Below are 25,933 nucleotides of genomic sequence, written 5' to 3'. Positions count from 1 at the left end.
GGAAGAGGCTGGCGATGCCCGAGACGCTCTGCACCGAGATCGAGATCGCGGCCCCGCAGGCGACCGTGTTCGCCTTCCTCACCGATCCCGACAGGATCCGCCGCTGGATCGGCCCTGCCACCGTCGATCCCCGTCCCGGCGGGATCTTTCTCGTCAGCGTGGCCGACAAGCACGCCGCCCGCGGCGAGTTCATCGAGGTCGTGCCGGTCCACCGGCTGGTCTACAGCTTCGGCTGGGAAGCACGCCCGGACGTGCCGCCCGGGTCGAGCCGGATCGAGATCGACCTGGTCGAGCGGGGTGATGGTACGCTGGTGCGCTTAACGCATTCCGGGCTGCCGAACGCGCAGGAGCGGGCCGGCCACGAGAAGGGCTGGAACCATTATCTGCACCGGTTGGCGGTGGCCGCTGCCGGCGGCGATCCGGGGCCGGATTTCCCGCCCGGCTGAGGCAGCGATCCGGGGCATGACCAGCGGGAATGGCCGAGGCCGCTGGCCGCGTCCCCGTTCGGGGCGCTATCGTGGCGCCGTTCACCATCCGGAGCAGAGAAGCGTCGATGAACATCGCCGAGCGGCTGGCGGCCCTGCGTGCCCGCCTGAAGGAACTGGGCGTGGACGGGTTCTGGATGCCGCGCACGGACGAGCACGGCTCGGAATATCTGCCGCCGCATGCCGAGCGGGTCGCCTGGCTCACCGGCTTCACCGGCTCGGCCGGGGTGGTGTTCGTGCTGCCCGGGACCGCGGCGGTGCTCAGCGATGGCCGCTATACCGTGCAGCTGGAGCGCGAGCTCGACCCGGCGCTGTTCGAGCGCGGCAACAGCGTGGAAACCCCGCCCTCGACCTGGCTGTCCCGCCGGGTCGAGGCGGGCATGCGGATCGGCTACGACCCCCGCCTGGTGCGCAAGCCCGAGAAGGCGGCGATGGCGAAGAAGCTGGATGCCGCCGGTGCCGAGCTGGTGGCGCTCGATGCCAACCCGATCGACCTGATCTGGACCGACCGCCCCGCGCGCCCGGCCGAGCCGGTCACGGCGCATCCCGTGGCCTATGCCGGCGAGGAAGCCGAAGCCAAGACCGAACGGATGGGGACGGCGGTCGGCAAGGCCGGCGCCGACCAGCTGCTGATCACCGCACCCGAATCGATCGCCTGGCTGCTGAACATCCGTGGCGCGGACGTGCCCTTCAATCCCCTGCCGCTGGGCTTCGCCCTGCTGGGTAGCGATGGCCATGTGCGGCTGTTCACCGACCGGGCCAAGCTCGCCGGGCTGGACTTCGGCAACCGCGTGGCCGTGGAGCCGTACGAGGCGTTCGAGCCGGCCCTGGCGGAGCTGGGAGCCCGCGGCCTGCGCCTCCTGGCGGACCCGGCCTATTCGGCAGTGGGCTTCGCCGACCGTTTTGCCAAGGCCGGCGGCAAGCTGGTCGAGGGCGAGGACCCGATCCCGCTGGCGCGCGCCATCAAGAACCCCACCGAAGTGAAGGGCGCCTTCGCGGCCCAGCAGCGCGACGGGGCGGCGATGAGCCGGTTCCTGTGCTGGCTTTCGACCGAGGCGGTGGCGGCAGGCGTCGACGAGGTGGCGGCCGCGGGCAGGCTGCGCGCGATCCGCGCCGAGGATCCACTGTTCCGGGGCCTGAGCTTCGAGACGATCAGTGCCTATGGGCCGAATGCCGCGCAGCCGCACTACCGGACGACGGCCGAGACCAACCTGAAGCTGACGCCGGGCAACGTCTATCTGGTCGACAGCGGCGGCCAGTATCTGGACGGCACCACCGACGTCACCCGCACGATCGGGCTGGGCACGGTGGCCGAGGCGATCCGCGTCCAGTTCACCCTGGTGCTCAAGGGCATGATCGCGGTCTCGGAGGCCGTCTTCCCGGAGGGCACGACCGGCGCGCAGCTCGACACGCTGGCGCGCCTGGCGCTGTGGCGGCACGGCCATGACTTCGACCACGGCACCGGCCACGGGGTCGGCAGCTATCTCTGCGTCCATGAGGGGCCGGCCCGGATCTCCAAGGGGCAGAGTTCGGTCAAGCTGCAGCCGGGCATGATCCTGTCCGACGAGCCCGGCCACTATGTCGCCGGCAGCCACGGCATCCGCACCGAGAACCTGCTGGTGGTGGAGCCGGCACCCACCCCGGAGGGCGGCGAGCGCAAGCTCCTGCGCTTCGCGACGCTGACGCTGGCGCCGATCGACCGGCGGCTGATCGTGCCCGAGCTGCTGAACGGCGAGGAGCGGGAGTGGCTGGACCGCTACCACGCCCGGGTGTTGGCCGAGATCGGGCCATTGGTGGACGAGCGGACCAGGACCTGGCTGGCCGAGGCCTGCCAGCCCTTGTGAGGTAGAGAAGCCGTCTCAGGCCCGACCGAGCAGGCGGCGCATCCCGTGGACGGCCCGGTCGATCGTCCGTTCGGCGATCCCTTCCGCCCTGGTGATCAGGCCGCCGAAGCGCGGCCAGCGCCGGTGGACATATTGCAGCGCGCGGTTGGCCCAGGGCGCGTGGCGGCTCAGCACGATCAGGCCCACGAAGATGAACAGGAAACCCTGCAGGATCGGCAGGAACAGGCCGAGAAAGCCCAGCAACAGGAAGCCGTAGCCGATCGAAAGGGCCGCGATGCGGGTCATGGGCGATCGGCCATCTGAAGGCTCCAGCCGAAGGGTTGCCGGTGCGCCGCGCGCCCGGTCCTGCCGGGAAACGGCAGGACCATCAGATAGGCGGGATCGGGCCCGGCGGAAGATGCCTCATCGCCTCGTGAAGCGGCTTTGCCACAGGCCCGGATTCTTCAGGCCGCGGCACCTGAAGAATCCGGAGCGCCTGGAGACCCTTCCTAGTTGAACGTGTGCAGTTCCAGCTTCAGGCTGCCGTCGTCCTGCTTGTCGAAGACATGGGTGGCGATGCCCTGGAAGGTGGTGGCGGCCCCGGCCTGGTCCTTGCCCTGCGCACTCCAGCGGGCCGCGACCACGACCTGGTCGTCATCCTCCATGATCCGGATCGGCTCCAGCTTGTGCCCGGTCACCCCGCTGCCGATCACGCCCGTGAAGAACTGCTCGATGCCGCCCGTCCCCTCGATGACGTCGTGCGTGGGCGGCAGCAGCATGGCGTCGTCGGCATAAAAACCGGCCACGGCCTTCGCGTCACCCTGGTTGAACGCGGCGTCCCATGCCTCATAGGCAGACTTCACCTGCCCTTCGGAAGTCTCGGCATCGGCCGCCAGCGGCAGCAGGGAAGTGGCCGCCGCAATTGCGGCCAGCATGATTTGCGTTCTCATCTCATCCCCTCTCAATACGGAGAGGATCCACCATATCATGATATCGCCTTTCGCACGAGTTGTACAAGGCGATGTTGTCCGAGTCGTAATAATGCCGGGCTCGGCGGCTAGGTGCCGCTGGTCATCTCCAGGAACTGCTGCTCGGAGAGGGTCTGCACGCCCAGTGCCTGGGCCTTGGCGGCCTTGGAGCCGGCATCCGCGCCCACCACCAGGTAATCGGTGTTCTTCGACACCGAGGCACCGACCTTGGCGCCGAATCGCTCGGCCCGCGCCTTGGCCTCGGCGCGCCCCAGCGTTTCCAGCGTGCCGGTGAAGATCACCACCTTGCCGGAGAGCGGGCTCTGGATCACCCGGGGCCGGGCGGCATCGGTGATGGTGAGCTCGGCCGCCAGCGCGTCGACCGCCGCCACGTTGTGCGGCTCGGCGAAGAAGGCGGTGAGCGCGCCGATGAGCGCACTGCCGACCCGGTCGACATTGTCCAGATGGGCCAGCTCGTCCGGGTCGCCGGCGGCGAGCTTCAGCATGCCCTCCCGCCAGGCGGGGTAGCTGCCATAGGCGCGGGCCAGCAGCCGGGCATTGACTTCGCCGGTGAAGCGGATGCCCAGGCCCAGGATGAAGCGATCGAGCGGGATGGTACGCCTGGCCTCGATCGAGCGGACCAGGTTCTCGATCTTGCGCTTGCCCCAGCCCTCCAGCGTACCCAGCTTCGCCAGCCGTTCCGGATCGCGAGCCAGCACGAACAGGTCGGCCGGCGCGCGCAGCAGCCCGGCCTCGATCAGTTGCGGGACCTGCTTCTTGCCCAGCCCCTCGATGTCGAAGGCGTCGCGCCCCACCAGGAGCTGGAGCCGGCCGGCCACCTGGGCAGCACAGATCAGGCCGCCCGTGCAGCGCCGCACCGCCTCGCCTTCCAGCCGCACCGCATGGCTGGCGCAGATCGGGCAGGTGTCCGGGAAGACATAGGCCGGGCCGCGCCCGGGGCGGTCCGGGTCGACCACCTCGACGATCTGCGGGATCACGTCGCCGGCGCGCTGGATCAGCACCCGGTCGCCCACGCGAATGTCCTTGGCCTGGATGAAGTCCTCGTTGTGCAGGGTGGCGCGCGCCACGGTCACCCCGCCGACATTGACCGGCTCCAGTTCGGCCACCGGCGTCAGTGCCCCGGTACGGCCGACCTGGATCGTGATCTCGCGGACCGTGGTCTGGGCCTGCTCGGCCTTGAACTTGTGGGCGATCGCCCAGCGGGGGGCGCGGCCGACGAAGCCCAGCCGCTCCTGCAGCGCGATGTCGTCGATCTTGTCGACCACGCCGTCGATCTCGTAGGCGAGACCCTGCCGCTGCCGGCCGATCTCGGCCTGGTGCGCCACCAGCTCGTCGGCGGTGCGACAGATCCGGGTGAGCGGGTTGACGACGAAGCCCCAGCCGCGCAGCCGCTCCAGAAAGGCGGAGTAGCGCCCGGTGACCGGTGGGTCCGCCTCGCCCCAGCCATAGGCGAAGAAGCGCAGGGGGCGCCTGGCGGTGATCTTGCTGTCGAGCTGGCGCAGCGAGCCGGCCGCGGCGTTGCGCGGGTTGGCGAAGGGGAGCTGGCCGGCTTCCTCCTGCTCCTCGTTCAGCCGGGCAAAGGCGGGCCGCTCCATGTAGACCTCGCCGCGCACCTCGATCACCGGCGGGGCCTCGCCGTGCAGCCGGGTCGGCACGTCCTTGATCGTGCGCACGTTGGCGGTGACGTCCTCGCCGGTGGTGCCGTCGCCGCGGGTGGCGGCGCGCACCAGATAGCCGTCCTCGTACCGCAGCGAGCAGGACAGGCCGTCGATCTTGGGCTCGCAGACATAGTCGTCCTGGACGTCGTCCGGACGCTTGAGGAAGCGGCGCACGCGAGCCACGAACTCGTGGATCTCCTCCGGGGCCATGGCGTTGTCGAGCGAGAGCATCGGCACGCGGTGGACGACCTTGCCGAACGCCGCCACCGGGGCGGCCCCCACCCGGTGACTCGGGCTGTCCGGCCGGACGAGCGCCGGGAAGCGTGCCTCGATCGCCTGGTTGCGCCGGCGCAGCTCGTCATACTGCGCATCGGTCAGGCTCGGCCGGTCCTGCTGGTAGTATTCGCGGTCGGCCTGCGCGATCGCTTCGGCTAGGCGCGCCAACTCGGCACGGGCGGCCGCCTCGTCCAGGGCGTCGACATCGGTCATCGGGCTGCCCCGTGACGCACTGGCCTCGTCTGCGATGCTGGATGATCCCGACGCAACCGACACCTCACCCTCTCCGATAGACCCTGGCCACCAGCTGGAGGCCCTCGACCATGCCCCGGTCGATCTGCAGGTACTTGCCCTGGCTGGTCCTGCGGGCATGCCTGATGAACAGATCCGCCGGAAGCTCGAACAGGTCGCATACGCCGCCCTGCCGGTCCCAGAAGCCGGCATGGAGATAGTGGAAGCGCCCGAGCAGGCCCGGCAAGACGTTGATCCGATCGCCCAGCCCCCTGGCGCTCTTGATGAGCACCCGCGTGCCGTCGGGCAGGCAGTAGATGTTCGCCGGCTCCCCGACGATCCTGGTGGCACCGAGCTGCCCTGCCAGGAACGCGGCCGCCTCCTTGCCGAACGCCGCCGCCGCTGCCCCCGAAGCCCGATCCTGCCCGCCGGTCCTGGACTGGGCCGGGATGGCAAGCTGCTGACGCGCCAGCCGCTCCAGCGCGGCACTGCGGGAGCCGTTGGTGTATCGCGCCGCGAACCGGTCCAGCCCGGCCAGCACCTCGTCGCCGAGACGGCAGGTCACGATCGTGGACATGGCCGGTTCCAGGAACAGCAGCCGTATACGGCTGCATGACGTAGGCGAACGCAGGTTGCAGCCGTATACGGCTCCTGGCGGTGCCACACGCAGATCGCTGTTCCGAGAGAGGCGGAACCGGGCGGGCTGTCCTGGTCGCGCAGGCGCCGGCTCAGGTGACGGCGTCCTGGATCAGGCTGTCGGCCGCGGCCCGGGCGGCGTCGGTGACCTGGGCACCGGCCAGCATCCGTGCCACCTCGTCGCGGCGCTCCTCGCCTTCCAGCGCTTCCACGGTCACCCGGGTGCGGTCCTCGTCCTGCAGCTTCACCACCCGCAGATGGCTCTGCGCCCTGGCCGCCACCTGCGGCGCATGGGTCACCACCAGCACCTGGCGCTCCTCGGCGAGGCGGGCCAGGCGCTCGCCGATCGCATCGGCGGTGGCGCCGCCCGTGCCGGCGTCGATCTCGTCGAACACCAGGGTCTCGACCGGGGTCAGCCGGGCCAGCACGACCTTGAGCGCCAGCATGAAGCGGGCCAGCTCGCCGCCGGACGCGATCTTGCCGATCGGCCCGAATGGCTGGCCGGGATTGGTGCGCACCTCGAAGGCGACCCGCTCCGCCCCGTGCTCGCCATAGGCTTCCGGCTCCAGCGGGGCGAGCGCCACGCGCAGGGTGGCACGCTCCAGCTTGAGCGGCGCCAGCTCGGCCGCGACCGCGTCGGCCAGCATGCCGGCCGCACGCTGCCGGGCCGCGCTCAACGCCTCGACCGCCGCCAGGAACCGGCGGTGCAGGGTTTCGGTTTCGGCCTCCAGCCGGGCGATGTCGGCAGCCCCGGTCTCGATCCGCGCCAAGGCCGCCACGAACTCGTCGCGCAGCCCTTCCAGCTCCTCCGTGCCGACGCGGTGCTTGCGGGCAAGGGCGCGCAGTGCGAACAGCCGCTCCTCGACCTCGTCCAGCCGGCCCTCGGCATGGACCAGCTCGCGCAGCCGCTCGCCGGTGGCGCGCTCGACATCGGCCAGCTCGGAGGCGGCCCGCTCCAGCCCGTCCACGATCTGCTCCAGGCTGGGATCGTCGATCCCGGAGCGGTCGAGCTTGCGCTGGGTCGTGGCCAGCCGCTCGGCGGCGTCGGCCAGGCCCTTGGCGGCTTCGTCGAACAGGGCGATCTGCCGGTCGCGGGTCTGCAGGCGCTGGCGCTCGGCGGCCAGTTCCTCCTCCTCGCCGGGTACCGGCCCGAACTTCTCCAGCTCGGCCAGATGGGCGCGCAGCCGCTCCTCCTCGGCGGCCGCCTGCTCGACCGCCCGCCGCCGCTCGTCGAGCCGCCCCTTCAGGTCGCGCCAGGCCGCCCAGGCGGTCCGGACCGCCTCCGCCTCGCTCTCATGGCCGCCGAACGCGTCCAGGAGGCTGCGATGGCGCGCCGGGTCGGCCAGGCCGCGCTGCTCGAACTGTCCGTGCACCTCGACCAGGTCGCGGCCGACCCGCTCCAGCGTGCCGATCGCCACCGGCTCGTCCTCGATGAAGGCGCGCGAGCGGCCATCGGCGAACACGACCCGGCGCAGGCTGATCTCCTCGCCCACCGTGATGCCCTGCTCGGCCAGGTGCTGGCGCGCCGGATGGTGCGGGGACAGGCCGAAGATCGCGGTGACCGAGCCCTGCTGGCTGCCGACCCGGACCTGGCCGCGCTCGGCCCGGGCACCGGTGGCGAGGCCCAGGCAGCCCAGCAGGATCGACTTGCCCGCCCCGGTCTCGCCGGTGAGCGTGGTGAGGCCCCGCCCGAACTCCAGGTCGAGCCGGTCCAGGAGCAGCAGGTCGCGGACGTTCAGGCTGAGCAGCATGAACCGGCCACGTGGTTCAGAACAGGTTCGACAGCCATGAGCCGCTGTCCTCCGCTGGCGCCAGGTCCTGGCCTTCCAGGAGGGCATAGGACCGTTCGTACCAGATAGATCCCGGATAGTTGTAGCCAAGCACGGCGGCGGCCGCCTGGGCTTCCTTGCGCACGCCCAGCGCCAGATAGCTCTCGGTCAGCCGGAACAGGGCTTCCGGCACGTGCGAGGTGGTCTGGTAGTTCTCGACCACGTTGCGGAAGCGGTTGATCGCACCGACATACTGCTTGCGGTTCTCGTAGTAGCGCCCGATCTCCATCTCCTTGCCGGCCAGATGGTCGCGGATCAGGTCGAGCTTCAGCGTGGCGTCGCGGGCATAGTCGCTTTCCGGGTAGCGGCGGACCATGTCCTCGAACGCGTCCATGGCGCGCTGGGTCATCTCCTGGTCGCGGCCGACATCGCTGATCTGCTCGTAGTAGCACAGGCCGATCAGGTAGTAGGCGTACGGCGTCGCCTCGTCGCCCGGGTGGAGGTCGATGAAGCGCTCGGCGGCGCCGATGGCCTCGTCATAGGAACTGCCCTCGTAATAGGCATAGGCCGCCTCGACCTGGGCGCGCTTGGCCAGCTCGGAATAGGGATGCTGGCGCTCGACCTCCTCGAATGCGGCGGCCGCCCGGTTCCAGCTCCCTTCCGCCATCAGGTCCTGGGCTTCGCCGTAGAGTTGCTCTGCCGGCTTGTCCGGCTCGACCAGGGTCTGGTCGGCCTCCCCCCCGCCGCAGGCCGCCAATGCCAGGATCAGGGCCGCAGCACCGGTCCGCAGGAGGTGCCGCAACCGGATGCCGGGGGCGCGGTCGCGAGGGTCGATCAGCGGCATTCCTTGTAGCCCGTTCCACCTGGGGTTATGATCAGCGCTTGTCGGCAGGACCTTAGCCGAGCCGGATGGCGCAAGCCAGATGGGCCGGTTCGGCGGCCGGAGGGCTGGCTGATGGATCGCGAGACGCTGATCGAGCGCAAGATCGGGGAACGGCTGCGCCGGCGCCGGATCGAGCTCGGCCTGACCCAGGAACAGGTGGGCCAGGTGATCGGCGTGTCCTACCAGCAGATCCAGAAATTCGAGCGCGGCGCCAACCGGGTGAGTGCCGCGCGGCTGATCCTGATCGCCGAGCGGTTGCGCACCGACATCCAGTGGCTGTGCGGCATGGTCGACCTGCACCCGCCCAGCACGACCGTGGCGGCCAAGGGCTCGCCCGAGGCCGGTCCGGCCGAGCTGCCGTTCAGCCAGATCGAGGATCCGGCCGTCCGCGCCGCCTTGAGCGGGCTGGTGCGCGCGGTGGTGGAGCGGCCAGGGGCCGCCCGCTAGCAGCGCCTGGACGAGTTCTGCGTGCGGCAGCGCCTGCCTGACTCCGTCGCCCGCACGGTCGATCATTATCTGGTTCTGCTCGACCGGCATGCTGCCCCCAGGCCGCACGGCCTCTATCTGGTGGGCTCGCTGGCGCTCGGCGACTACCAGGAAGGCCGAAGCGACATCGACTTCGTGGCCCTGATGCCGGCCCTGCCCACGCCCGAGGGGCTGGACCGGCTGGAGCGGGTCCATGCGGAACTGGCAGAACCCGGAATGCCGCCCTTCGACGGCTGCTACCTGGACGTGGCGCAGCTTGGGGCCACTCCCACCCACCCGCTGACGGTCCCCTTCAGCCTCGATGGCCGGCTGCGCCGGGCAGAGGTCTGCTTCGATGCCAACCCGGTCACCTGGTTCTGCCTGGCCCGTCACGGCGTGGCACTGCTGGGGCCGGCCCCTGCCGAACTCCCTATCGGCCTCGACCAAGCGGGGCTGCGCCGGTTCCTCGCGGGCAATCTGGAGAGCTACTGGCGTGGCTGGATCGCGCGCGGCAGGCAGGCTTTGGCGGGCAAGGGTGCTGGCGAGCCGGTGGCGGCCGGCACGGTCGCCTGGGGCGTGCTCGGGATCGCCCGGATCGACTGCACGCTGCGGACCGGCCGGATCGTCAGCAAATCGGCGGCGGGAAGCTGGGGGCTCGAGGCCTACCCGGCCTGCTGGCGGGACGTGCTGGAGACGGCGCTGGCGGCAAGGCAGGGCCGGATCGACGAGCTTCCGGCAGCGGCGGCGGGGCGTGCGCTGGACTTCATGCAGGTCGCCCTCGATATGGCGTTGCCGGAGAGCCGGGGGTGACGGCCGGAGGCGTTCAGGCGCTGCCGTCGAGCAGGTCCACCAGTTGCGCCCACTCGGCACGTGCCGGGGCGGTCCGGGCACCGGCCAGGTCGAACACCGCCAAGCCCTGCGCTGCCAACTCCTCGTAGATCGCCCGGTCGGCCAGCCGCGCCGCTACCGGCAGTTCCAGGCTCCGGGCATAGGCGTCCAGCCGGACGGTGGCGCGGGCACGCGGGCGCAGGCGGTTGAGCACCAGCACCACCGCCTTCCTGCCCTTGCGCACCGATTTCTGCTTGCCGAGCTTGCCCAGGAACCGCTCGGTCCCGGCCTGGTCGAACAGGGAGGGCTGGACCGGCACCACCACGAGGTCGGATTCGTCCAGCAGGTCCTCGATCTCGCTGCCGTCCAGGTTGGCCGGGGCGTCGACCACCAGCCGCTCCACACCCGGCGGCACCGCGCCCAGCTTCCTGGTCCAGTCCAGCGCCCGGATCGGGGCGGCACTGGCCGGACGCCGCTCCAGCCAGCCCAGGCTGGAGCGCTGGCGGTCGGCATCGGCGAGCGCGGTGACCCGTCTCCTGGCGGCCAGGGCCGCAGCCAGGCCGGTGGCGATCGTCGACTTGCCCACCCCGCCCTTGCCGTTGCCGACCAGGATGCGGATCAAGCCGTGCCCCCCCAGAACGGCTCCGCCCGCTTGAAGGCACGCCAGGCGTCGATCAGCTCCGGCTCGTCGGCGACCGCGGCATGGGCATGCCAGCCGGCGACCATGCCGGCACCCTTGGCGGCCGCCTGGCGCGTGGCGGCAGGCAAGCCGGCATCGCCGAGCAGCCGGTCGACCAGGGCACCGGCGACGAAGGCGTCGTTGAACCGGCCCATATGGTCCTGGAGCTGCGAGAGCCGCTTGTTGTAGGGCTTCACCCGGTCGGGATCGAACAGGTCCGCCACTGCATCGGCGGCATAGCGCAGCTTCTTCAGGGCGATCCGCACCTCGTGCCGCTCGTCCGGCGCCAGGCCGGCAAAGTGCCGGCCGCGGCGGCGCACCTTGCGCAATGCCTTGTCCAGCAGGGCAGCGGCAGCCTGCGTGGCGGGCATGGCGAGCTGGTCGGCACCGGCCGCATCCGCGCCCACCCGCCAGCCGCGCATCGCCAGCCAGGCGGACAGGCGCAGGAGGGTCCGGCCATAGTCGCGGCTCGCCACCATGGCGTGGGCCTCGTCATAGGCCCTGGCCCGGGCGGAGGTGGCCAGCTCGTGGAGGGCCGACAGCGACGGCTCCCCGGCCCTGGCCGCCAGCACCGGTGCGAGCAGTTCCGCCTCGAACACGTCGAGGTCACGGGCCGGGCCCAGCGCCTTGACCACCGTGCGCAGCTCGCCGGACAGGGACTTGCGCTGGGCCGGCGGGATCAGGTCCTTGAACACGGTCAGCAAGGAGCGCAGCCGGCGCAGGGCCACCCGCATCTGGTGGATGCCCTCGGGATCGCGCCCGTCCAGCACCGCCGCCTCGTTGCCGACCCACTGGCGCAGGGCGGCGCCGAAGGCCGCGACCATCACCGTCTCGATATTGGCGTCGGCCGCCAGTTCCGGCCGCTCGGCCTTGACCGGCTGCGGCACCAGGCGGTCGTGCAACCGCACGCCGCGCTGCCACTTGCTCTGGGTGACGAAGCGCACCGGTGCGAGCTCCGCACAGCGCAGCGCCAGCGCATACAGGCAGGCCGGGTCGCCCTCGACCAACTCCAGCTCCAGCTCGCTCACTTCCTCGGCGCGGCCGTCCGCCTCGATCCGGCCCTGGTCGAGCGCCAGGTTCACCACGGCACTGCGGCCATGCTCGTCGGTCCAGCCGAGGTCGACCGTCTCGCGGCGGATGTCGGTGCGCACGATCGCGACCAGCTCCCGGCCGGTGGCGGCCTGGACGAGATCGGCCAGCTCGGGATCGGTGAAGCGGGCAGGCTCGGGCGCCTCGCCTGCTACCTGCACCTCCCACTCGTCGCGCGCCAGGAGGACGCCGTCGCCGGTGGGCTCGCGCTTCACCGCCTGGACCCAGCGCCGCCCTTCCTTGCGCACCCGGAGGCTCATGCCGAGCTCGCGGCGCAGCGTGCCTTCCGGGGTGTCGTAATAGGTGGCCGCCAGCCGCCGGCGGGTGGGCCGGCCCTTCAGGCCGTCCGCCACGGCGGGATCGACCAGGAGCTTGCGCAGGTCCTCGGCCCTGCCCTCGAGCTTCAGCTCGCGCTCGACGCCCATGCTCGCCCCTGGCTCCCATTGTGAACCAGAGATCTCATTGCAGAAAATTTCAGGTCAATCTACCGCGGGCGGCCACGTCGACCAGCCGTTCCACCCGGTCGCCGCGGATGAGCGCCACCTGGTCGTAGAGGTTGCTGACCGGGCAGGCATGGTTCGGCAGGACCCGCACCCGGTCGCCGACCTTCGGCCGCGGACCCTCGACCTGGCTCAGGTCGACATGGCCGTGCTCCTCGGACAGGCCGTGGATCACCGCATCGGGATACTCCATGATCCGGCCGTAGCCGTTCAGCCCGTGCAGGTCGGCGGTGAGCGCCTTGGAGCCGGCATCGAGGATCGCGCGGTCGGGGGTCGGGCGGGACACCACCGTGGTCAGCACGGTCAGGGCGCAGTCGTCCAGCCCGATGCAGCCGGCGCGCATCTGCATCCGGTCGCCGTAGATATAGGTGCCGGGCCGGTGCTCGGTGACCGGGCCCTGCTCGTTGGCGGTCCACATGTCGGGGCTGCCGCCCGAGGACAGGATCGGCGCCTCGATGCCCAGTTCCTTCAGCCGGGCCACGGTCTCGTTGAAGAAGCGGACCACGTTCGGCTGGCCGCCCGGCGGCGGATAGGTCAGCAGGCCGGCAAAGCGCAGGCCCGGCGTGGCGGCGATGTGCCGGGCGAGCTCCACGGTCTCCTCGACGGTCTGGGTGCCGTTGCGCTTGGCCCCCGTGTCGCACTCGACCAGCATCTCGACGCTCATGTCCGCCTGGGCGAACGCCCGGCCGATCGGGTCGGACACCTCGCGGCTGTCGGCGATCAGGATCAGGCGGATCCGCTTAGCCAGGGCCACCGCGCGTGTGAGCTTGCGCTCGCCCACCAGGTTGAACGGGATCAGGATGTCGTCGATCCCGGCATCGGCCATCACCTCGGCCTCGCCCAGCTTCTGGCAGGCGATGCCGCGGGCACCCAGCTCGACCTGCAGCCGTGCCAGCTCGACCAGCTTGTGGGTCTTGATGTGCGGCCGGTTGGCGAACCCGTGCCGGTCGCAGAAGGCCTGCCAGCGCTTCAGGTTGGCCTCGACCCGGTCCAGGTCGACCAGGGCGATGGGCGTGTCGAGTTCGTCCAGCTTCATCATCTCGTCCAGGAGGGCCGGCAGGAGTAACGGCTCAGGGTCCGCCGGATTCTAGGTCCGGCGGCGATTCAGGCAACGGCGGTGCAACATCATTCGGCTCGTCCGACGGGGGCTCGTCGGAAGAGGGTTCGTCGGCCGCAACATCGGCACGCACGAGTTCCAGCTCCAGCTCCAGCGCCCGGATGCGGTCCGGCACGCTGGCCGGGTCGATCGGTGCGCGGCTGGCCAGATCACGCTCGTGCTCCAGCGCGCGGGCCTCGGCCGTCAGCTGTGCGGACAGGGCCAGTTCGTGCTCGGCGATGGCGGCGTCGCGCTCGATCTCTGCGGCAAGCGCGCGCTGCACCGCAGCGTCATGCTCCTGCCGCAGCCGGTCCAGCTCGGCCGCCTGGTCGGGTGCCGCCTCGGTCAGTGCAGACAGCCGCCGCTCCAGGCTCTCGACCGCGGCGGCGAGCTCCGCCCGCTTCTCCCGGCTTTCCGCCAGGGCCGCGCGCAACGCCAGGATCTCGTCGTCCCCGCCATGCTCCGTCGCCAGCGCCGGGACCAGGCCGGAGGATGCGGTGGCCGTCGCGCCGGAGGGGCCGAGCCGGTCCCAGACGACGATCACGGCCAGCAGCAGGGTCAGGAGCACCAGCCCCAGGGCGGCCGATGCCAGGCGGATCTGGGCGGTACGGGTGAAGGTGGCGTAGCGGCCGCGGCCCGACCGGTCACGCGTGTAGAAATGACGATCGACGAACCAGCCCCGCAGCACGCACGCTCCCCGCTCCGGCGGCCATCCGGAAAGAATGGCCGGCGTGCGCATGCTCTATCACGTCGAAACGGAGGCTGCATCGCCACCAGGGCGCGCAGGTTTGGGCCAAGTTGTCGCTGCCCGGGGCCGGCCTCAGGCGGAGGCGGCGACCGGCTGGGCAGCGGCGTGCTGCGCGTCGTCCAGGCCCTGCTCGGCGTCGAGATCCTCGACATAGCGCCAGGCCGAGCGGTCGGCCAGGAGTGCGCGGATCAGCTTCACATGGAGGGCATGGCCGGCCCGGTGCCCGGTCCAGCGGCCGACGATCGGCGCACCCGCCAGATAGGTGTCGCCCACCGCATCCAGCAGCTTGTGCCGGACGAACTCGTCGGGAAAGCGCAGCCCGCCCGGGTTCAGCACGCCTTCGGGGCCCACCACCACCGCATTGTCGAGCGAGCCGCCCCGGGCCAAGCCCATGGCGCGCAACTGCTCGATGTCGGCGGCAAAGCCGAAGGTCCGCGCCGGCCCGAGGACGCGCGCGAGGCGGCCGGGCTCGAACGGCAGAGACAGGGACTGGGTGCCGACCGCGGGGTGGGCGAAGTCGATCGAAGCGGAGAAGCTGGTGAAGGGGGCCGGATCCAGCCGGGCGAACTTGCCGGCGGCTTCCACCACCACCGGCTTGATCACCTCGATCCGCCGGAGCGGCCGGTCCTGCTCACGCACGCCGGCACATTCCAGGAGGAACAGGAACGGCGCGGCGCTGCCGTCCATGATCGGCACTTCCGGGCCGTCCAGCTCGACCGTGACATTGTCGATCTCGGCCAGCGCCAGGGCCGCCATCAGATGCTCGATCGTGGCGACCTTGACATCGTCGGGCCCGACCAGGGCGGTGCACATGGTGGTGTCGCCGACGCGGTCGGCCACGGCCGGGATCACCGGGCGGCCGGGCAGGTCGGTGCGGACGAACATGATCCCGGTATCGGGCGCGGCCGGCAGCAGGTTCAGGGAAACCTTGCGGCCACCATGCAGGCCGATGCCGACGCAACCGATCCGGTGCGCGATCGTACGCTGCGCCCGTGCGCTGCGGCTGGCCCGGACCCCCAGGTCCTGGTTGCCGACTTCATCACGCTGGCTGCCTGCGATGATCACTAACTTTGCTCCGCTCTCGACGATCCGGGTGCCATCCCGGCAGGCTCCGACCCTGGTTCAGGGCCGGCCCCGCCGGATCAGGCAGCACCGGGCACCATCGAGATAAGCAGAGGTGACCCTCGCCGCCACTCACAGTTGGTTACCGATTATTACAGCACCCAGCTTCAAGGGGCGTGGCAGCCGGTAGCCTCAAGTCCTTGTGCGGTCACGACGAAGGAAGGCAGGGATCTCGGCGACCGGGTCGCCGCCCGCAGCGCTGTTGGAGCCGGACTGCTCCCAGCGCAGATGGGCGTTGTCGCCCCGCTGCTCGCCGCCCTGCGCCTCACCACCGAAGCCCAGGCCCTTGCTCATCTTGCTGAACAGGTTGCTCAGCCGGTCCTCCGCACGGCCGAGGCCGGACAGGTTGCGGGGCCGCCCGATGGCATGCTGGTCGGCACCGGCCGTCTCGTACTCGCGCTCGGCCTGCTCATAGCCGGCATCGGGCTCGGCAGCGGCGGGCGGCGCATAGGCGTCGGCCCGCTCAGGCTCCGCCTCGGCACCGGCACCGCCGCGTACCGTCATCGCCCGGATATGGGCGTCCACCGCCTGGGCGGTGGTGGGCGCGGGCTGGGGGGTGGCGCGGAGCGTCGGGTAGGCCTGGGCGATCCCGCGGGGAGCCTGGGGCTGGAAGCGCAGCGGCGAGGCGGCCGGGGCGGTGCTGCCGGCGGCGGCTTCATGCGCACCCGGCTGCACACGGCGCTTGCGCTCCTGCATGGCGATGCCGGTGGCGACCACCGAGACGCGGATCTTGCCCTGCATCGATTCGTCGAAGGTCGAGCCGAAGATGATGTTGGCGTCGGTGTCGACCTCCTCGCGGATCCGGTTGGCCGCGGCATCGACCTCGAACAGCGTCATGTCCGGGCCGCCGGTGATGTTGATGAGGACGCCGCGCGCCCCCTTCATCGACACCTCGTCGAGCAGCGGGTTGGAGATCGCCGATTCGGCGGCCTCGATGGCGCGGCGCTCGCCCTCGCTCTCGCCGGTACCCATCATCGCCTTGCCCATCTCGGACATGACGGTGCGGATGTCGGCGAAGTCCAGGTTGACCAGGCCCGGCATGACGATCAGGTCGGTGACCCCGCGCACGCCCATGTGCAGCACCTGGTCGGCCATCTGGAAGGCCTCGGTGAAGGTGGTGCGCTCGTTGGCGATGCGGAACAGGTTCTGGTTGGGGATCACGATCAGCGTGTCGACCCACTGCTCCAGTTCCTCGATGCCGCTCTCGGCCAGGCGGGCACGGTAGCCGCCCTCGAACTGGAAGGGCTTGGTGACCACGCCGACGGTCAGGATGCCCTGCTCCTTGACGGCCTTGGCGATGACCGGGGCCGCACCCGTGCCGGTGCCGCCGCCCATGCCGGCGGTGATGAACACCATGTGGCTGCCGGACAGCGCGTCGATGATCTCGTTGCGCGCCTCTTCCGCGGCGGCCCGGCCGATCTCGGGGCGAGCGCCCGCACCCAGGCCGTGGGTCACGGTGTTGCCGAGCTGGATCTTGCGATCGGTGAGGCAGCGGTCCAGCGCCTGGGCGTCGGTGTTGCAGGCGACGAACTCCACCCCCTCGAGATGGGCGGTGATCATGTTGTTGACGGCATTGCCACCGGCGCCGCCGACCCCGACCACGCTGATCCTGGGCTTCAGGTCATGGGCCACCGGCATGGTCAAGTTGATCGTCATCTGGTCCTCCACCCCTCCCGTCCTCTCGCGCAGGCACGGGGGCACCACTGTTCGTCTGCCATCACGTCCGGCCCGCCCCCCTCAGGCGCTCCGGTCCGTCCAACCCCTAGAAATTCTCACGCAGCCACTTGCGGAACCGCGACCAGCCCCGGCCGATCGGGCTTCCGGAAGCCTCGCCGCGCCAACCCTGGCCACCGTCCTCGCCCCGGCACAAGGCCAGTGCGCCATTGGCAGCACTGGCGCAGGGCTCGCACTCGAACACTTCCCCCGACCGGATCCGGTCGGGCCGGCCGAAGCGCACGGGCAGGCCGAACATCTCGTCGACCAGCTCGACCAGCCCCTCGATCCGCGACGCACCGCCGGTCAGCACCAGGCCAGACGGCGGCATGGTCCGGAACAGCTCGGCATGCTCCTTCAGCCGGGAGCGGACCAGCTCCAGGATCTCCTCGACGCGCGGCCGGGCGATCTCGGTCAGGCGGGAGCGGGCGACCTCGCCGGACGGCCAGCCGTCCGGGTCGCCCACATGCGGCACCGCGATCCGCTGGTCGGCATCACCATGGCGCGCCTGCACGCTGGTGTAGAGCGACTTGATCCGCTCGGCATGAGTGCGCTGGGTGGCGAGGCCATGAGCCAGGTCGGCGGTGATGTGCTCGCCGCCATAGGGTACCGAGGCGAGCAGGGCCAGGCGGCCGCCAAAGAAATGGGCGACGCAGGACACGCCGGCGCCCAGGTCCAGCACCAGCACGCCGCGCTCGCGCTCCTCCTGGGTGGTGACCGACCAGCCGGACGCATAGCCCGCGGCAACGACGCTGGCCACGTCCAGGTGGCAGCCGTCCAGGCAGGCGCGGAGCTGCGCCACGTGGCGGCTGTCGATGCTGACCGCATGAGCCAGCACCTGCAGGCTCTCGCCGCGCATGCCCGTGGGGTCCCGGAGCGGCCGGCTGCCGTCGATCGAGACTTCCAGCGGCACCAGATGGAGGATCGAGCGGCCGGGCCGGTCGAGCTGGCGCCTGGCGGCATCCAGTGCGCGGGCCATGTCGGAGCGGTCGACCGCGCGCCCGAAGAGCGGGACCTCGACCCGGCCATGGCTGGACAGCGGGCTGCCGCCGCTGGTGACCACCGCCACGTCGCGCAGTTCCTCGCCGGCCGCCTGCTCCGCCTCGTGCACCACCGCGGCGATGCCCAATTCGGCATCGTCGCCGTCCACGATCTCGCCGCTGCGCATCCCGTCCGCGGCCTGGTAGCCCTTGCCGCACAGCTCGAAGCCGCCCGAGCGGCGCGCCCGGACGATCCAGCAGCCGAACTTGCTGGTGCCGACGTCGACCACCGCGCGGATCCGGCTGTTCTGGCCCTGGTCGAAGCCGCCCGCGGGCAGAGGGTGGCGGTCGAGGGTGACGGCCATCAGGCACCCTCCCCGCTGCCGGCGGTGACCCGCGGGTCGGCCCGCACCACCACGCCGCCGGTCGCCCGCATGTCCAGGGCCACGATCGCCTTGTCGAGCAGGCCGCTGCCGGCCTGCACGCGCGCCAGCTTGTGCCAGGCACCCGCCGCATCGTCCTCCGGCAGCCGCACCTCGATCCTCCCGTCGATCCACACGTTCCAGCGGCGGTCACCCACCCGGTAGGCGCCCGACACCCGGCTGTAGAGCGAAGGCTCGGAGCGGACCAGGGCCAGCAGCTCGCCGGCATGGCGCTGGGCGCCCTCGCCGGCCACAGTCGGCAGGTCGGCGAACGGCCGCAGGTCGGCGACCTTGACCGGCTGGCCGTCTTCGTCGATCAGCACCAGCCTCCGCCCGTCCGCCTCGGCGAGCGCCAGCGGGGCCCGCTCCTCCAGGCTGACATGCAAGGTGTCCGGAAGCCGACGATGGACGGAGGCGGACTTCACCCAGGGAAGCTCCTCTATACGTTCACGAACCTGATCGATATCAACCACAAGTATATTGGAGCCGCGGAGGTCATCAAGGACCGTCCTCAATTCATCCACAGAAGTCCGCACTCTCCCGTCACTGGAAAGTTTCTGCACAATCAGGCCAGACGCGGCACTTGCCGAGCGCCAGCTCCCCTCGAGCGCGGCCAGCAGCGGGCCGACATGGGTTTTTCCATAAGTTATCCACAGGGCGGGCAAGGCCCCGCCGAGGGTGAACGCGACCGCCACCGTGATCAGCAGCGGGCGCAGCCAGCGCGGCCGGCGCCGGGCGCGGCGCAGGGTACGGATCCGGACAGCGGTGCGGCTCAGGTGTCGCATCGGGCACTCTCCAGCAGGCGCTGCACCAGTTCACCAAACGGGATCCCGCAGGCGGCCGCCTGCTCCGGCAGGAGCGAGAGCGGCGTCATCCCGGGCTGGGTGTTGATTTCCAGCAGATGGAGACCATCCGTGCCCGGCTGGTCCGGATCCCAGCGGAAGTCGCAGCGGCTCGTCCCGCGGCAGCCCAAGGCCTGATGGGCCCGCAGCGACCAGTCGAGCGCGCAGGCATACACTTCAGGCGGCAGATCGGCCGGCACGACATGGTCGGCGAAACCGGAAGTGTATTTCGCGCGATAGTCGTAGAACCCGTCGCGCGGCACGATCTCGGTGACCGCCAGTGCCCGGTCGTCGAGCACGCCGCAGGTCAGCTCGCGGCCCCGGACATAGGCCTCGACCATCAGCCGCTGCCCGGGATCGACGTCATTGCGCCGGGCGAGTGCGGCGATGTCGCCGTCCGGGGCGATCAGCACGCCCACCGAGCTGCCCTCGCAGGCGGGCTTCACCACGATCGGGCCAGGAATCGGCGCGCCGTGCTCGACCAGCTCGGCATAGCTGGTCTCCACTCCTTCCGGGCAGCGCAGCCCGACCGCCCGGAACACCCGCTTGGCCTGCGGCTTGTCCATTGCCAGGGCAGACGCCAGCACGCCGGAATGGGTGTAGGGGATGCCCAAGAGGTCGAGCAGGCCCGGAACACGGCCATCCTCGCCGAACCGGCCGTGCAGGGCGTTGAAGCAGACATCGGGCCGCAGCTCGACCAGCCGCTCGACCAGCCGGTCGGCGGCGTCGATCCGGACCGTCCGGAACCCGGCCGCGTCCAAAGCGTCGGCACAGGCCTTGCCCGACACGAGGCTGACCTCGCGCTCGGCCGACCGCCCGCCCAGCAGGACGGCGACCGTCTTGGCCTTCCAGCGGCTCATGGCCCCTCCTCCCCGACCCGCACGATCTCCCAGGCCAGTGCCACCCCGCTTTGCGCCAGGACACGCTGCCGGACGATCTCGCCCAGTTCCTCGACCTCTTTGGCCGAAGCACCGCCGCGGTTGATCAGGAAATTGCAGTGCTTGTCCGAGACCATCGCCTGGCCGTGCGCCAGGCCGCGGCAGCCGGCCTCGTCCACGAGCTGCCAGGCCCGGCCCGCCTCGGGATTCTTGAACGTGCTGCCGCCGGTCGCGACCCGGAAGGGCTGGGCCGCCTCGCGCTCGGCCCGGATCCGGTCCATGCGCGCGAGGATCGCCGCCGGGTCGTCCGGCTGGAGGCCGAACGCAGCGCGGAGCACGATCGCCCCCTCGGGCAGGCTCGAGCGCCGGTAGGACAGGCCGAGTTCGGTCTTCGCCAGCCGGCGGATCCTGCCGTCGCGCCCGACGATCTCCGCCCAGAGCAGGCGCTCGGCGGTCTCGCCGCCGAAGGCGCCGGCGTTCATGCGCACCGCCCCGCCGATCGTGCCGGGAATGCCGATCATGAACTCGATGCCGGCGAGACCCGCGCGCTGGGCGGCGCGCGCCACGTTCTGGTCGAGGGCACCGGCGCCGGCCACCAGCGTGGTCCCTTCGGCCACCACCCTGGCGAGCGGCCCGCCCAGCCGCACCACCACGCCGCGGATGCCACCGTCGCGCACCAGCAGGTTCGAGCCCACGCCTACCGGCAGCACCGGCACCTCGGGCGGCAATGCCCGCAGGAAGGCCGCCAGGTCGTCCCCGTCGGCGGGGTTGAACAGGACGTCCGCCGGGCCGCCGACCCGCAGCCAGGTCAGCCCGCTCAACGCCACGTCCCGGCGCAACTCGCCCTGCACCATGGGTAGCTGGTCGCGCCAGTCGACCATCAGGCGGCCTCGGCCAAGGCAGCCATCTCGGCCGGGAGCGCATTGGCCCAGCCGGTGATCGTGCCGGCCCCCAGGCACACCACTAGGTCGCCCGGCTCGGTGATCGAGCGCACCAGATCGGCCAGCCCGTCCGGCCCCTCGATCGGCCGGCAGTCGCGATGGCCGCGGGCCTGGATGCCGGCCACCAGCCGATCCCGGTCCGCCCCCTCGATCGGCGCCTCGCCGGCGGCATAGACCGGGGTGATCAGCACGGTGTCGGCATCGTGCAGGCAGCCGCAGAACTCGTCGAACAGCGAGGCCAGCCGCGAGTAGCGGTGCGGCTGGACGATCGCGACCACCCGGCCTTTGGTCGCCTGGCGCGCGGTCGCCAGCACCGCGCGGATCTCGACCGGATGGTGGCCGTAATCGTCGACCACCGTCACCCCGTTGACCTTGCCCGTGATGGTGAAGCGGCGCTTGACCCCGCCAAAGGAGCTGAGCGCCTTGCGGGTCGCGGCATGGTCGATGCCGAGCTCCTCGGCGATCGCGATCACCGCCAGCGCGTTCTGGACGTTGTGCCGGCCGGGCATCGCCAGGAACATGCCGTCGAGCTGGAGCGGTCGGCCGCCCCGCCGGGTCACCGTCACGTCGAAGGTCGAGCCGCCGGGCTCGATGGACAGGCTGGTCGCGCGCACGTCGGCCTGCGGGCTGAAGCCGTAGGTGACCACCCGGCGGTCGGTGATCCGGGCGATCAGCGCCTGGACCTCGGGATGGTCCAGGCAGAGTGCTGCGAAACCGTAGAACGGCAGCCGCTCGACGAAGCTGTAATAGGCGTCGCGCACCGCCTCGAACGTCCCGTAATGCTCCATGTGCTCGGGATCGATGTTGGTCACCACGCCGATCGTGGCCGGCAGGCGCAGGAAGCTGCCGTCGCTCTCGTCGCTCTCCACCACCATCCAGTCGCCGGCACCGACCCGGGCATTGGTGCCGTAGGCGTTGATGATGCCGCCGTTCACCACGGTGGGGTCGAGGCCGGCGGCATCCAGCAATGCCGCCACCAGCGAGGTGGTGGTGGTCTTGCCGTGTGTGCCGGCGATCGCGATCGCCGATTTGAGGCGCATCAGCTCGCCCAGCATGTCGGCCCGGCGCACCACCGGCAGGCGCCGGGCTCGCGCCTCGATCATTTCCGGGTTGTCAGCTCTCACGGCGGAGCTGAACACGACGACGGCCGCCTCGCCCAGATTCGCTGCCCGATGGCCGATCGCCACGCGGATGCCCTGCTCCTGCAGCCGGCGCACATTGGCGCTGGCTGACTGGTCGGAGCCCTGCACGCGATAGCCCAGGTGATGGAGCACGTCCGCGATGCCGGACATGCCGATCCCGCCAATCCCGATGAAATGGATGATGCCTACATCCTGCGGCAGGAACTTCACGGTCTTGGCTCCGCAACGGAAAGTACCAGGTCGGCGAGCGCCTGCGTCGCATCCGGTCGCGCGATCGACCGGGTGGCCCTGGCCATCCCGTCGAGCAGCACCGGATTGTTCACCAACGAGGTGATGGCGTCTGCGAGCGTTTCCGGCGACGCGGCCAGTTCGCGCAGGGTCACCGCCCCGCCCGCCTCGGCGACCCGCATGGCGTTGGCGTACTGGTGGTCGTCGGCGGCATGGGCATAGGGCACATAGAGCGCCGGGCGGCCGCAGGCGGTGACCTCGGCCACGGTGGAAGCACCGCTGCGCGCGATCACGAGGTCGCAGCCGGCGAGCCTCCTCGGCATGTCGTCGAAGAAGCTCGCGATCTCGGCCTGGATGCCCAGTTCGCCATAGCGCGCCCGGACATGGTCCAGGTCCTCGGGCCTGGCCTGCTGCACCATGGCGAGGCGCTGGCGCAGCTCGGCCGGCAGCAGGGCCAGTGCCTCGGGCAGCACGGTGGAGAAGACCCGCGCCCCCTGCGAGCCGCCCAGCACCAGGATCCGCAGGCGCCCGTCCGGATCGGGGACGGCAGGCGCGGCCTGAAACCCGCTGCGCAAGGGATTGCCGGTGACCAGCGTGCGCTCGGAGAGCGGCGGGGCGTGCTCGGTGCGGGCAAAGCTCAGCGCCAGCCGCTGGGCGAACCTGGCCAACGCCCGGTTGGCCTTGCCCAGCACCGCGTTCTGCTCGTGGACCACCAGCGGGCGGCCGAGCAGCCGGGCCGCGAGCGCCGGCGGGAAGGAGGCATAGCCGCCAAAGCAGGCCGCCACCGAGGGCCGCCAGCGGCGCAGGAGGCGCAGGCACTGGAGGAGGCCCTGGGCCACGCCCAGGCCGCGGCCGACCGCACCCAGGCCCGGCCGAGCCGCCGCCACCACATGGACGTCGTAAGTGCCCTTCACCCAGCGCCGGCCGCGCTCGTCCACCACCAGCGCCACCTGATGGCCGCGGCGGACGATCTCGTCGGCCAGCGCCAGGGCCGGGAACATGTGCCCGCCCGTGCCACCCGAGGCGATCACCACGAGGCCGGTCATCGCACCAGTTCCAGCCGGGCGCCGCGGCGGGTCAGCGCCAGGAGGAGGCCCATGCTCAGCCCGAACGCCAGGAGCGAGCTGCCGCCATAGGAGATGAACGGCAGGGTCATCCCCTTGGTCGGCATCAGGTTCAGGTTGACCGCCATGTTGATGAAGGCCTGCAGGCCGAACTGGGCGGCGAGCCCGCCGGCCGCCAGCAGGCAGAAGCGGTCATGGAGGCCCGAAACCCGGCGCAGCGCGCGGGACAGGAGGAAGAAGAACAGCCCGACCAGCGCCAGGCAGGTGATCACCCCGAACTCCTCGGCGGTGGCGGCGAAGATGAAGTCGGAATGGGCGTCGGGAAGCTGGAACTTCACCACTCCCTCGCCCGGGCCCCGGCCGAACAGGCCGCCAGAGGCCACCGCGTTCATCGCCTTGTCGACCTGGTAGACCTCCTGCGAGGGATCCATGAAGCCGTCCACCCGCTGGGTGAAGTGCGGGTAGAACAGATAGGCGCCCCACAGGCCGGCGATGCCGGCACCGGCGGCTGCCGTGATCCAGCCCCAGCCGAGCCCGGCCAGGAAGAGCTGGATGCCGAACACCGCGGCCACCACGAAGGCCATGCCGATGTCGGGCTGGCGGGCCAGCATCGCCAGGGCCAGGCAGACCGGCAGGAGCGAGGGCCACAGGCCGCGCAGGCCCTGGCTGCGGGCGAGCAGCCAGGCGACCACGACCGCGAGGGTGGGCTTCACGAACTCGGAGGGCTGCAGGCGGAAGCTGCCGAAGTCGAGCCAGCGATGGGCGCCCTTGACCTCCGGCCCGAACGGGGTGAGCGCGGTCAGCCCGATGAACACGGCCAGGAGGAACAGGGAGAGCCGCAGCACGCCGCGCGGCGAGAGCATGGAGGCGCACAGCATCAGGCCGATCGACGCCGCCAGGAAGACGGCCTGGCGCTCGACGAAATAGGTGGCGGGGTTGTTGTTGCGGATCGCGACCGGGCCGCTGGCCGCGAACACCAGGATCAGGCCGATCACGGCCAGGATCGCGAAGCCCAGCATCAGGACGCGGTCGACCGTCCACCACCAGGACCCGAGGACGCTGCGATCGCTGCGCGCGACGACGATCATGCCGCCCTACCCTTTCACGAGGTCGCGGAAGCGCTCGCCCCGCGCCTCGTAGTCCCTGAACTGGTCGAAGCTGGCGCAGGCGGGCGCCAGCAGCACGGTGGTGCCGGGCGTGGCGAGCTCGCGTGCCGCCGCGACCGCCTCGTCCAGCGTGCCGAGCTTGCGGCAGTCCACCAGGCCGCCCAGATCCTCGGCGATCGCGTCGGCCGCCTCGCCGATCAGGAGGGCTGCCCGGACATTGGCCATGGCGGGTGCGAGGCTGCGAAAGCCGCCGGGCTTGGGCCGCCCCCCGGCGATCCAGACGACCTGGTCGAAGGCACCGAGGCTGCGCCCGGCGGCATCGGGGTTGGTCGCCTTGCTGTCGTTGACCCAGCGCACGCCGTTCTCGAGGGCCACCTGCTCCATGCGGTGCGGCAGGCCCGGGAAGTCGAACATCCGCTCCGCCACCAGCCTGGGCGCGAGGCCGCCCAGGGCCCGGACCGCGGCATAGGCGGCAGCGGCGTTCTGGTGGTTGTGCCGGCCACGCAGCGTGGTGGCCTGGCTCAGGTCGGCCACGAAGCGCGAGGTCTTGTCGCTGGCGTCGATCAGCCGACCTTCGACCACGCCCACGCCGCCGCCCGGCATCTCCCCGCCCGAGACCGGCACGATCCGGTGGGTACCCTGCCCTGCCAGGCGCGCCAGGACCTGCCGGCTTTCCTGATCGTCCACGCCGATGGCGGCGGTGGCATGGTCGCGCCCGTGGCGGAACAGCTTCTCCTTGGCCCGGACATAGCCGGCGAGGTCGCCGTGCCGGTCCAGATGGTCGGGCGAGATGTTGGTCCAGACCGCAATGTCGATCGGCAGGTCCTGGATCAGGTCGAGCTGGTAGGAGGACAGCTCCAGCACCACCACCGCGTCGGCAGGCCCCAGATCCATGTCCAGGACCGGCACGCCGATATTGCCGCCCATGACCGCGGCCCGGCCGGAGCCGGTCAGGATGTGATGGATCAGTGCGGTGGTGGTCGACTTGCCGTTGGTGCCGGTGACACCCACCACCCGCCGCTCGCCCAGCCGTCCGGCCAGCAGGTCCAGGTCGGCGATGCGCGGCACCCCGGCCTCGGCAGCGGCCCGGACCACCGGGTGCGGTGCCGGATGGGTGAGCGGCACGCCGGGGCTCACCACCAGGGCGGCCAGCCCCGAGATCGCGCCGGCCTCGCCCGGTACCGCACCCAGCGCCACGGCACGGCCGATCTGAGCCGGGTCGTCGTCGAAGGCGACCACCCGCCGGGCCCGCCCCGCCAGTGCCCGGACGGCGGCCAGGCCGCTGCGCCCCAGGCCCAGCACGCCCACGTCAGCTCCGGCGATCCGTTCCATCCAGCCCA

General features: G+C 71.2%; 24 protein-coding genes. 4 read left to right on the top strand and 20 right to left on the bottom strand.

The window, feature by feature from the left end:
- Positions 1–14 precede the first annotated feature (14 nt).
- Both HLA95_RS00380 and HLA95_RS00375 read left to right on the top strand, forming a co-directional pair.
- On the top strand, positions 15–446 hold the full coding sequence (locus HLA95_RS00380) for an SRPBCC family protein (RefSeq protein ID WP_191058657.1): 432 nt from the start codon (positions 15–17) through the stop codon (positions 444–446).
- A gap of 107 nt (positions 447–553) precedes the next feature.
- Positions 554–2,329, top strand: coding sequence for an aminopeptidase P family protein (locus HLA95_RS00375; protein WP_191058658.1), 1,776 nt, complete (start codon positions 554–556; stop codon positions 2,327–2,329).
- Between the two features lie 15 nt (positions 2,330–2,344).
- Here HLA95_RS00375 and HLA95_RS00370 read toward each other — a convergent pair whose 3' ends face one another.
- The 6 genes from HLA95_RS00370 to HLA95_RS00345 all read right to left on the bottom strand — a co-directional run bounded on the left by HLA95_RS00370 (position 2,345) and on the right by HLA95_RS00345 (position 8,711).
- Positions 2,345–2,614 carry a PGPGW domain-containing protein gene (locus HLA95_RS00370; RefSeq protein WP_191058659.1) on the bottom strand — a complete coding sequence of 90 codons (270 nt, stop codon included), beginning with the start codon at positions 2,612–2,614 and terminating at the stop codon, positions 2,345–2,347.
- Between the two features lie 203 nt (positions 2,615–2,817).
- Entirely contained in the window at positions 2,818–3,243 is a 426-nt protein-coding gene (locus HLA95_RS00365) for a YybH family protein (RefSeq protein WP_222182015.1), read from the bottom strand.
- 122 nt (positions 3,244–3,365) lie between these two features.
- Positions 3,366–5,444, bottom strand: a complete 2,079-nt coding sequence (gene ligA / locus HLA95_RS00360; protein ID WP_191058661.1) for an NAD-dependent DNA ligase LigA — start codon at positions 5,442–5,444, stop codon at positions 3,366–3,368.
- 64 nt (positions 5,445–5,508) lie between these two features.
- Positions 5,509–6,039: a hypothetical protein gene (locus HLA95_RS00355; RefSeq protein WP_191058662.1), complete on the bottom strand. Its 531-nt coding sequence runs from the start codon at positions 6,037–6,039 to the stop codon at positions 5,509–5,511.
- A 151-nt stretch (positions 6,040–6,190) separates the two neighbouring features.
- Positions 6,191–7,849: a DNA repair protein RecN gene (gene recN / locus HLA95_RS00350; RefSeq protein WP_222182012.1), complete on the bottom strand. Its 1,659-nt coding sequence runs from the start codon at positions 7,847–7,849 to the stop codon at positions 6,191–6,193.
- Between the two features lie 16 nt (positions 7,850–7,865).
- Positions 7,866–8,711: an outer membrane protein assembly factor BamD gene (locus HLA95_RS00345; RefSeq protein ID WP_191061468.1), complete on the bottom strand. Its 846-nt coding sequence runs from the start codon at positions 8,709–8,711 to the stop codon at positions 7,866–7,868.
- A 111-nt stretch (positions 8,712–8,822) separates the two neighbouring features.
- On the opposite strand from HLA95_RS00345, the gene HLA95_RS00340 reads away from it, so the two are divergent.
- Together HLA95_RS00340 and HLA95_RS00335 are read left to right on the top strand one after the other, a co-directional pair.
- Positions 8,823–9,197, top strand: a complete 375-nt coding sequence (locus tag HLA95_RS00340; protein WP_191061467.1) for a helix-turn-helix domain-containing protein — start codon at positions 8,823–8,825, stop codon at positions 9,195–9,197.
- A 21-nt stretch (positions 9,198–9,218) separates the two neighbouring features.
- Positions 9,219–10,025, top strand: coding sequence for an aminoglycoside adenylyltransferase domain-containing protein (locus tag HLA95_RS00335; protein WP_191061466.1), 807 nt, complete (start codon positions 9,219–9,221; stop codon positions 10,023–10,025).
- Positions 10,026–10,038: 13 nt separating this feature from the next.
- On the opposite strand, the gene HLA95_RS00330 is transcribed toward HLA95_RS00335, so the two are convergent.
- From HLA95_RS00330 to murD, 14 genes are all read right to left on the bottom strand, one after another.
- Positions 10,039–10,665 carry a nucleotide-binding protein gene (locus HLA95_RS00330; protein WP_222182010.1) on the bottom strand — a complete coding sequence of 209 codons (627 nt, stop codon included), beginning with the start codon at positions 10,663–10,665 and terminating at the stop codon, positions 10,039–10,041.
- Positions 10,662–12,236, bottom strand: coding sequence for a CYTH and CHAD domain-containing protein (locus HLA95_RS00325; RefSeq protein WP_222182008.1), 1,575 nt, complete (start codon positions 12,234–12,236; stop codon positions 10,662–10,664). The genes HLA95_RS00330 and HLA95_RS00325 overlap by 4 nt, the downstream gene beginning before the upstream one ends.
- 49 nt (positions 12,237–12,285) lie before the next feature.
- Positions 12,286–13,347 (bottom strand): D-TA family PLP-dependent enzyme, encoded by a 1,062-nt coding sequence (locus HLA95_RS00320; protein WP_191061754.1) that lies wholly within the window; start codon positions 13,345–13,347, stop codon positions 12,286–12,288.
- Between the two features lie 34 nt (positions 13,348–13,381).
- Positions 13,382–14,095 (bottom strand): hypothetical protein, encoded by a 714-nt coding sequence (locus HLA95_RS00315; protein ID WP_222182006.1) that lies wholly within the window; start codon positions 14,093–14,095, stop codon positions 13,382–13,384.
- A gap of 132 nt (positions 14,096–14,227) precedes the next feature.
- Positions 14,228–15,220, bottom strand: a complete 993-nt coding sequence (lpxC, locus tag HLA95_RS00310) for a UDP-3-O-acyl-N-acetylglucosamine deacetylase (protein WP_223861739.1) — start codon at positions 15,218–15,220, stop codon at positions 14,228–14,230.
- A 189-nt stretch (positions 15,221–15,409) separates the two neighbouring features.
- Complete coding sequence (gene ftsZ, locus HLA95_RS00305; protein WP_222182004.1) at positions 15,410–16,933, bottom strand: cell division protein FtsZ; 1,524 nt, start codon at positions 16,931–16,933, stop codon at positions 15,410–15,412.
- A 106-nt stretch (positions 16,934–17,039) separates the two neighbouring features.
- Positions 17,040–18,335 (bottom strand): cell division protein FtsA, encoded by a 1,296-nt coding sequence (gene ftsA / locus HLA95_RS00300; protein ID WP_191061761.1) that lies wholly within the window; start codon positions 18,333–18,335, stop codon positions 17,040–17,042.
- Positions 18,335–19,177, bottom strand: coding sequence for a cell division protein FtsQ/DivIB (locus tag HLA95_RS00295; protein WP_191061933.1), 843 nt, complete (start codon positions 19,175–19,177; stop codon positions 18,335–18,337). The genes ftsA and HLA95_RS00295 overlap by 1 nt, the downstream gene beginning before the upstream one ends.
- Positions 19,165–20,094 (bottom strand): D-alanine--D-alanine ligase, encoded by a 930-nt coding sequence (locus HLA95_RS00290; RefSeq protein ID WP_191061932.1) that lies wholly within the window; start codon positions 20,092–20,094, stop codon positions 19,165–19,167. The genes HLA95_RS00295 and HLA95_RS00290 overlap by 13 nt, the downstream gene beginning before the upstream one ends.
- Positions 20,091–20,993 (bottom strand): UDP-N-acetylmuramate dehydrogenase, encoded by a 903-nt coding sequence (gene murB / locus HLA95_RS00285; RefSeq protein WP_222182002.1) that lies wholly within the window; start codon positions 20,991–20,993, stop codon positions 20,091–20,093. Before murB ends, HLA95_RS00290 begins: the two co-directional genes overlap by 4 nt.
- Entirely contained in the window at positions 20,993–22,405 is a 1,413-nt protein-coding gene (gene murC / locus HLA95_RS00280) for a UDP-N-acetylmuramate--L-alanine ligase (RefSeq protein WP_191061808.1), read from the bottom strand. Before murC ends, murB begins: the two co-directional genes overlap by 1 nt.
- Positions 22,402–23,469 carry an undecaprenyldiphospho-muramoylpentapeptide beta-N-acetylglucosaminyltransferase gene (gene murG / locus HLA95_RS00275; protein WP_222182000.1) on the bottom strand — a complete coding sequence of 356 codons (1,068 nt, stop codon included), beginning with the start codon at positions 23,467–23,469 and terminating at the stop codon, positions 22,402–22,404. Before murG ends, murC begins: the two co-directional genes overlap by 4 nt.
- Complete coding sequence (locus tag HLA95_RS00270; protein WP_191061798.1) at positions 23,466–24,575, bottom strand: FtsW/RodA/SpoVE family cell cycle protein; 1,110 nt, start codon at positions 24,573–24,575, stop codon at positions 23,466–23,468. Before HLA95_RS00270 ends, murG begins: the two co-directional genes overlap by 4 nt.
- A 6-nt stretch (positions 24,576–24,581) precedes the next feature.
- The gene (gene murD / locus HLA95_RS00265) at positions 24,582–25,925 is read right to left on the bottom strand and encodes a UDP-N-acetylmuramoyl-L-alanine--D-glutamate ligase (RefSeq protein WP_255591102.1); all 1,344 of its coding nucleotides are present in this window, start codon (positions 25,923–25,925) and stop codon (positions 24,582–24,584) included.
- Positions 25,926–25,933: the final 8 nt, after the last annotated feature.

The sequence above is a fragment of the Geminicoccus harenae genome (assembly GCF_019800005.1).
In the GTDB taxonomy this organism is placed as follows: domain Bacteria; phylum Pseudomonadota; class Alphaproteobacteria; order Geminicoccales; family Geminicoccaceae; genus Geminicoccus; species Geminicoccus harenae.
The sequence above is the reverse complement of the archived record's forward strand: the minus strand, read 5'-3'. Positions and strand labels throughout refer to the sequence as shown.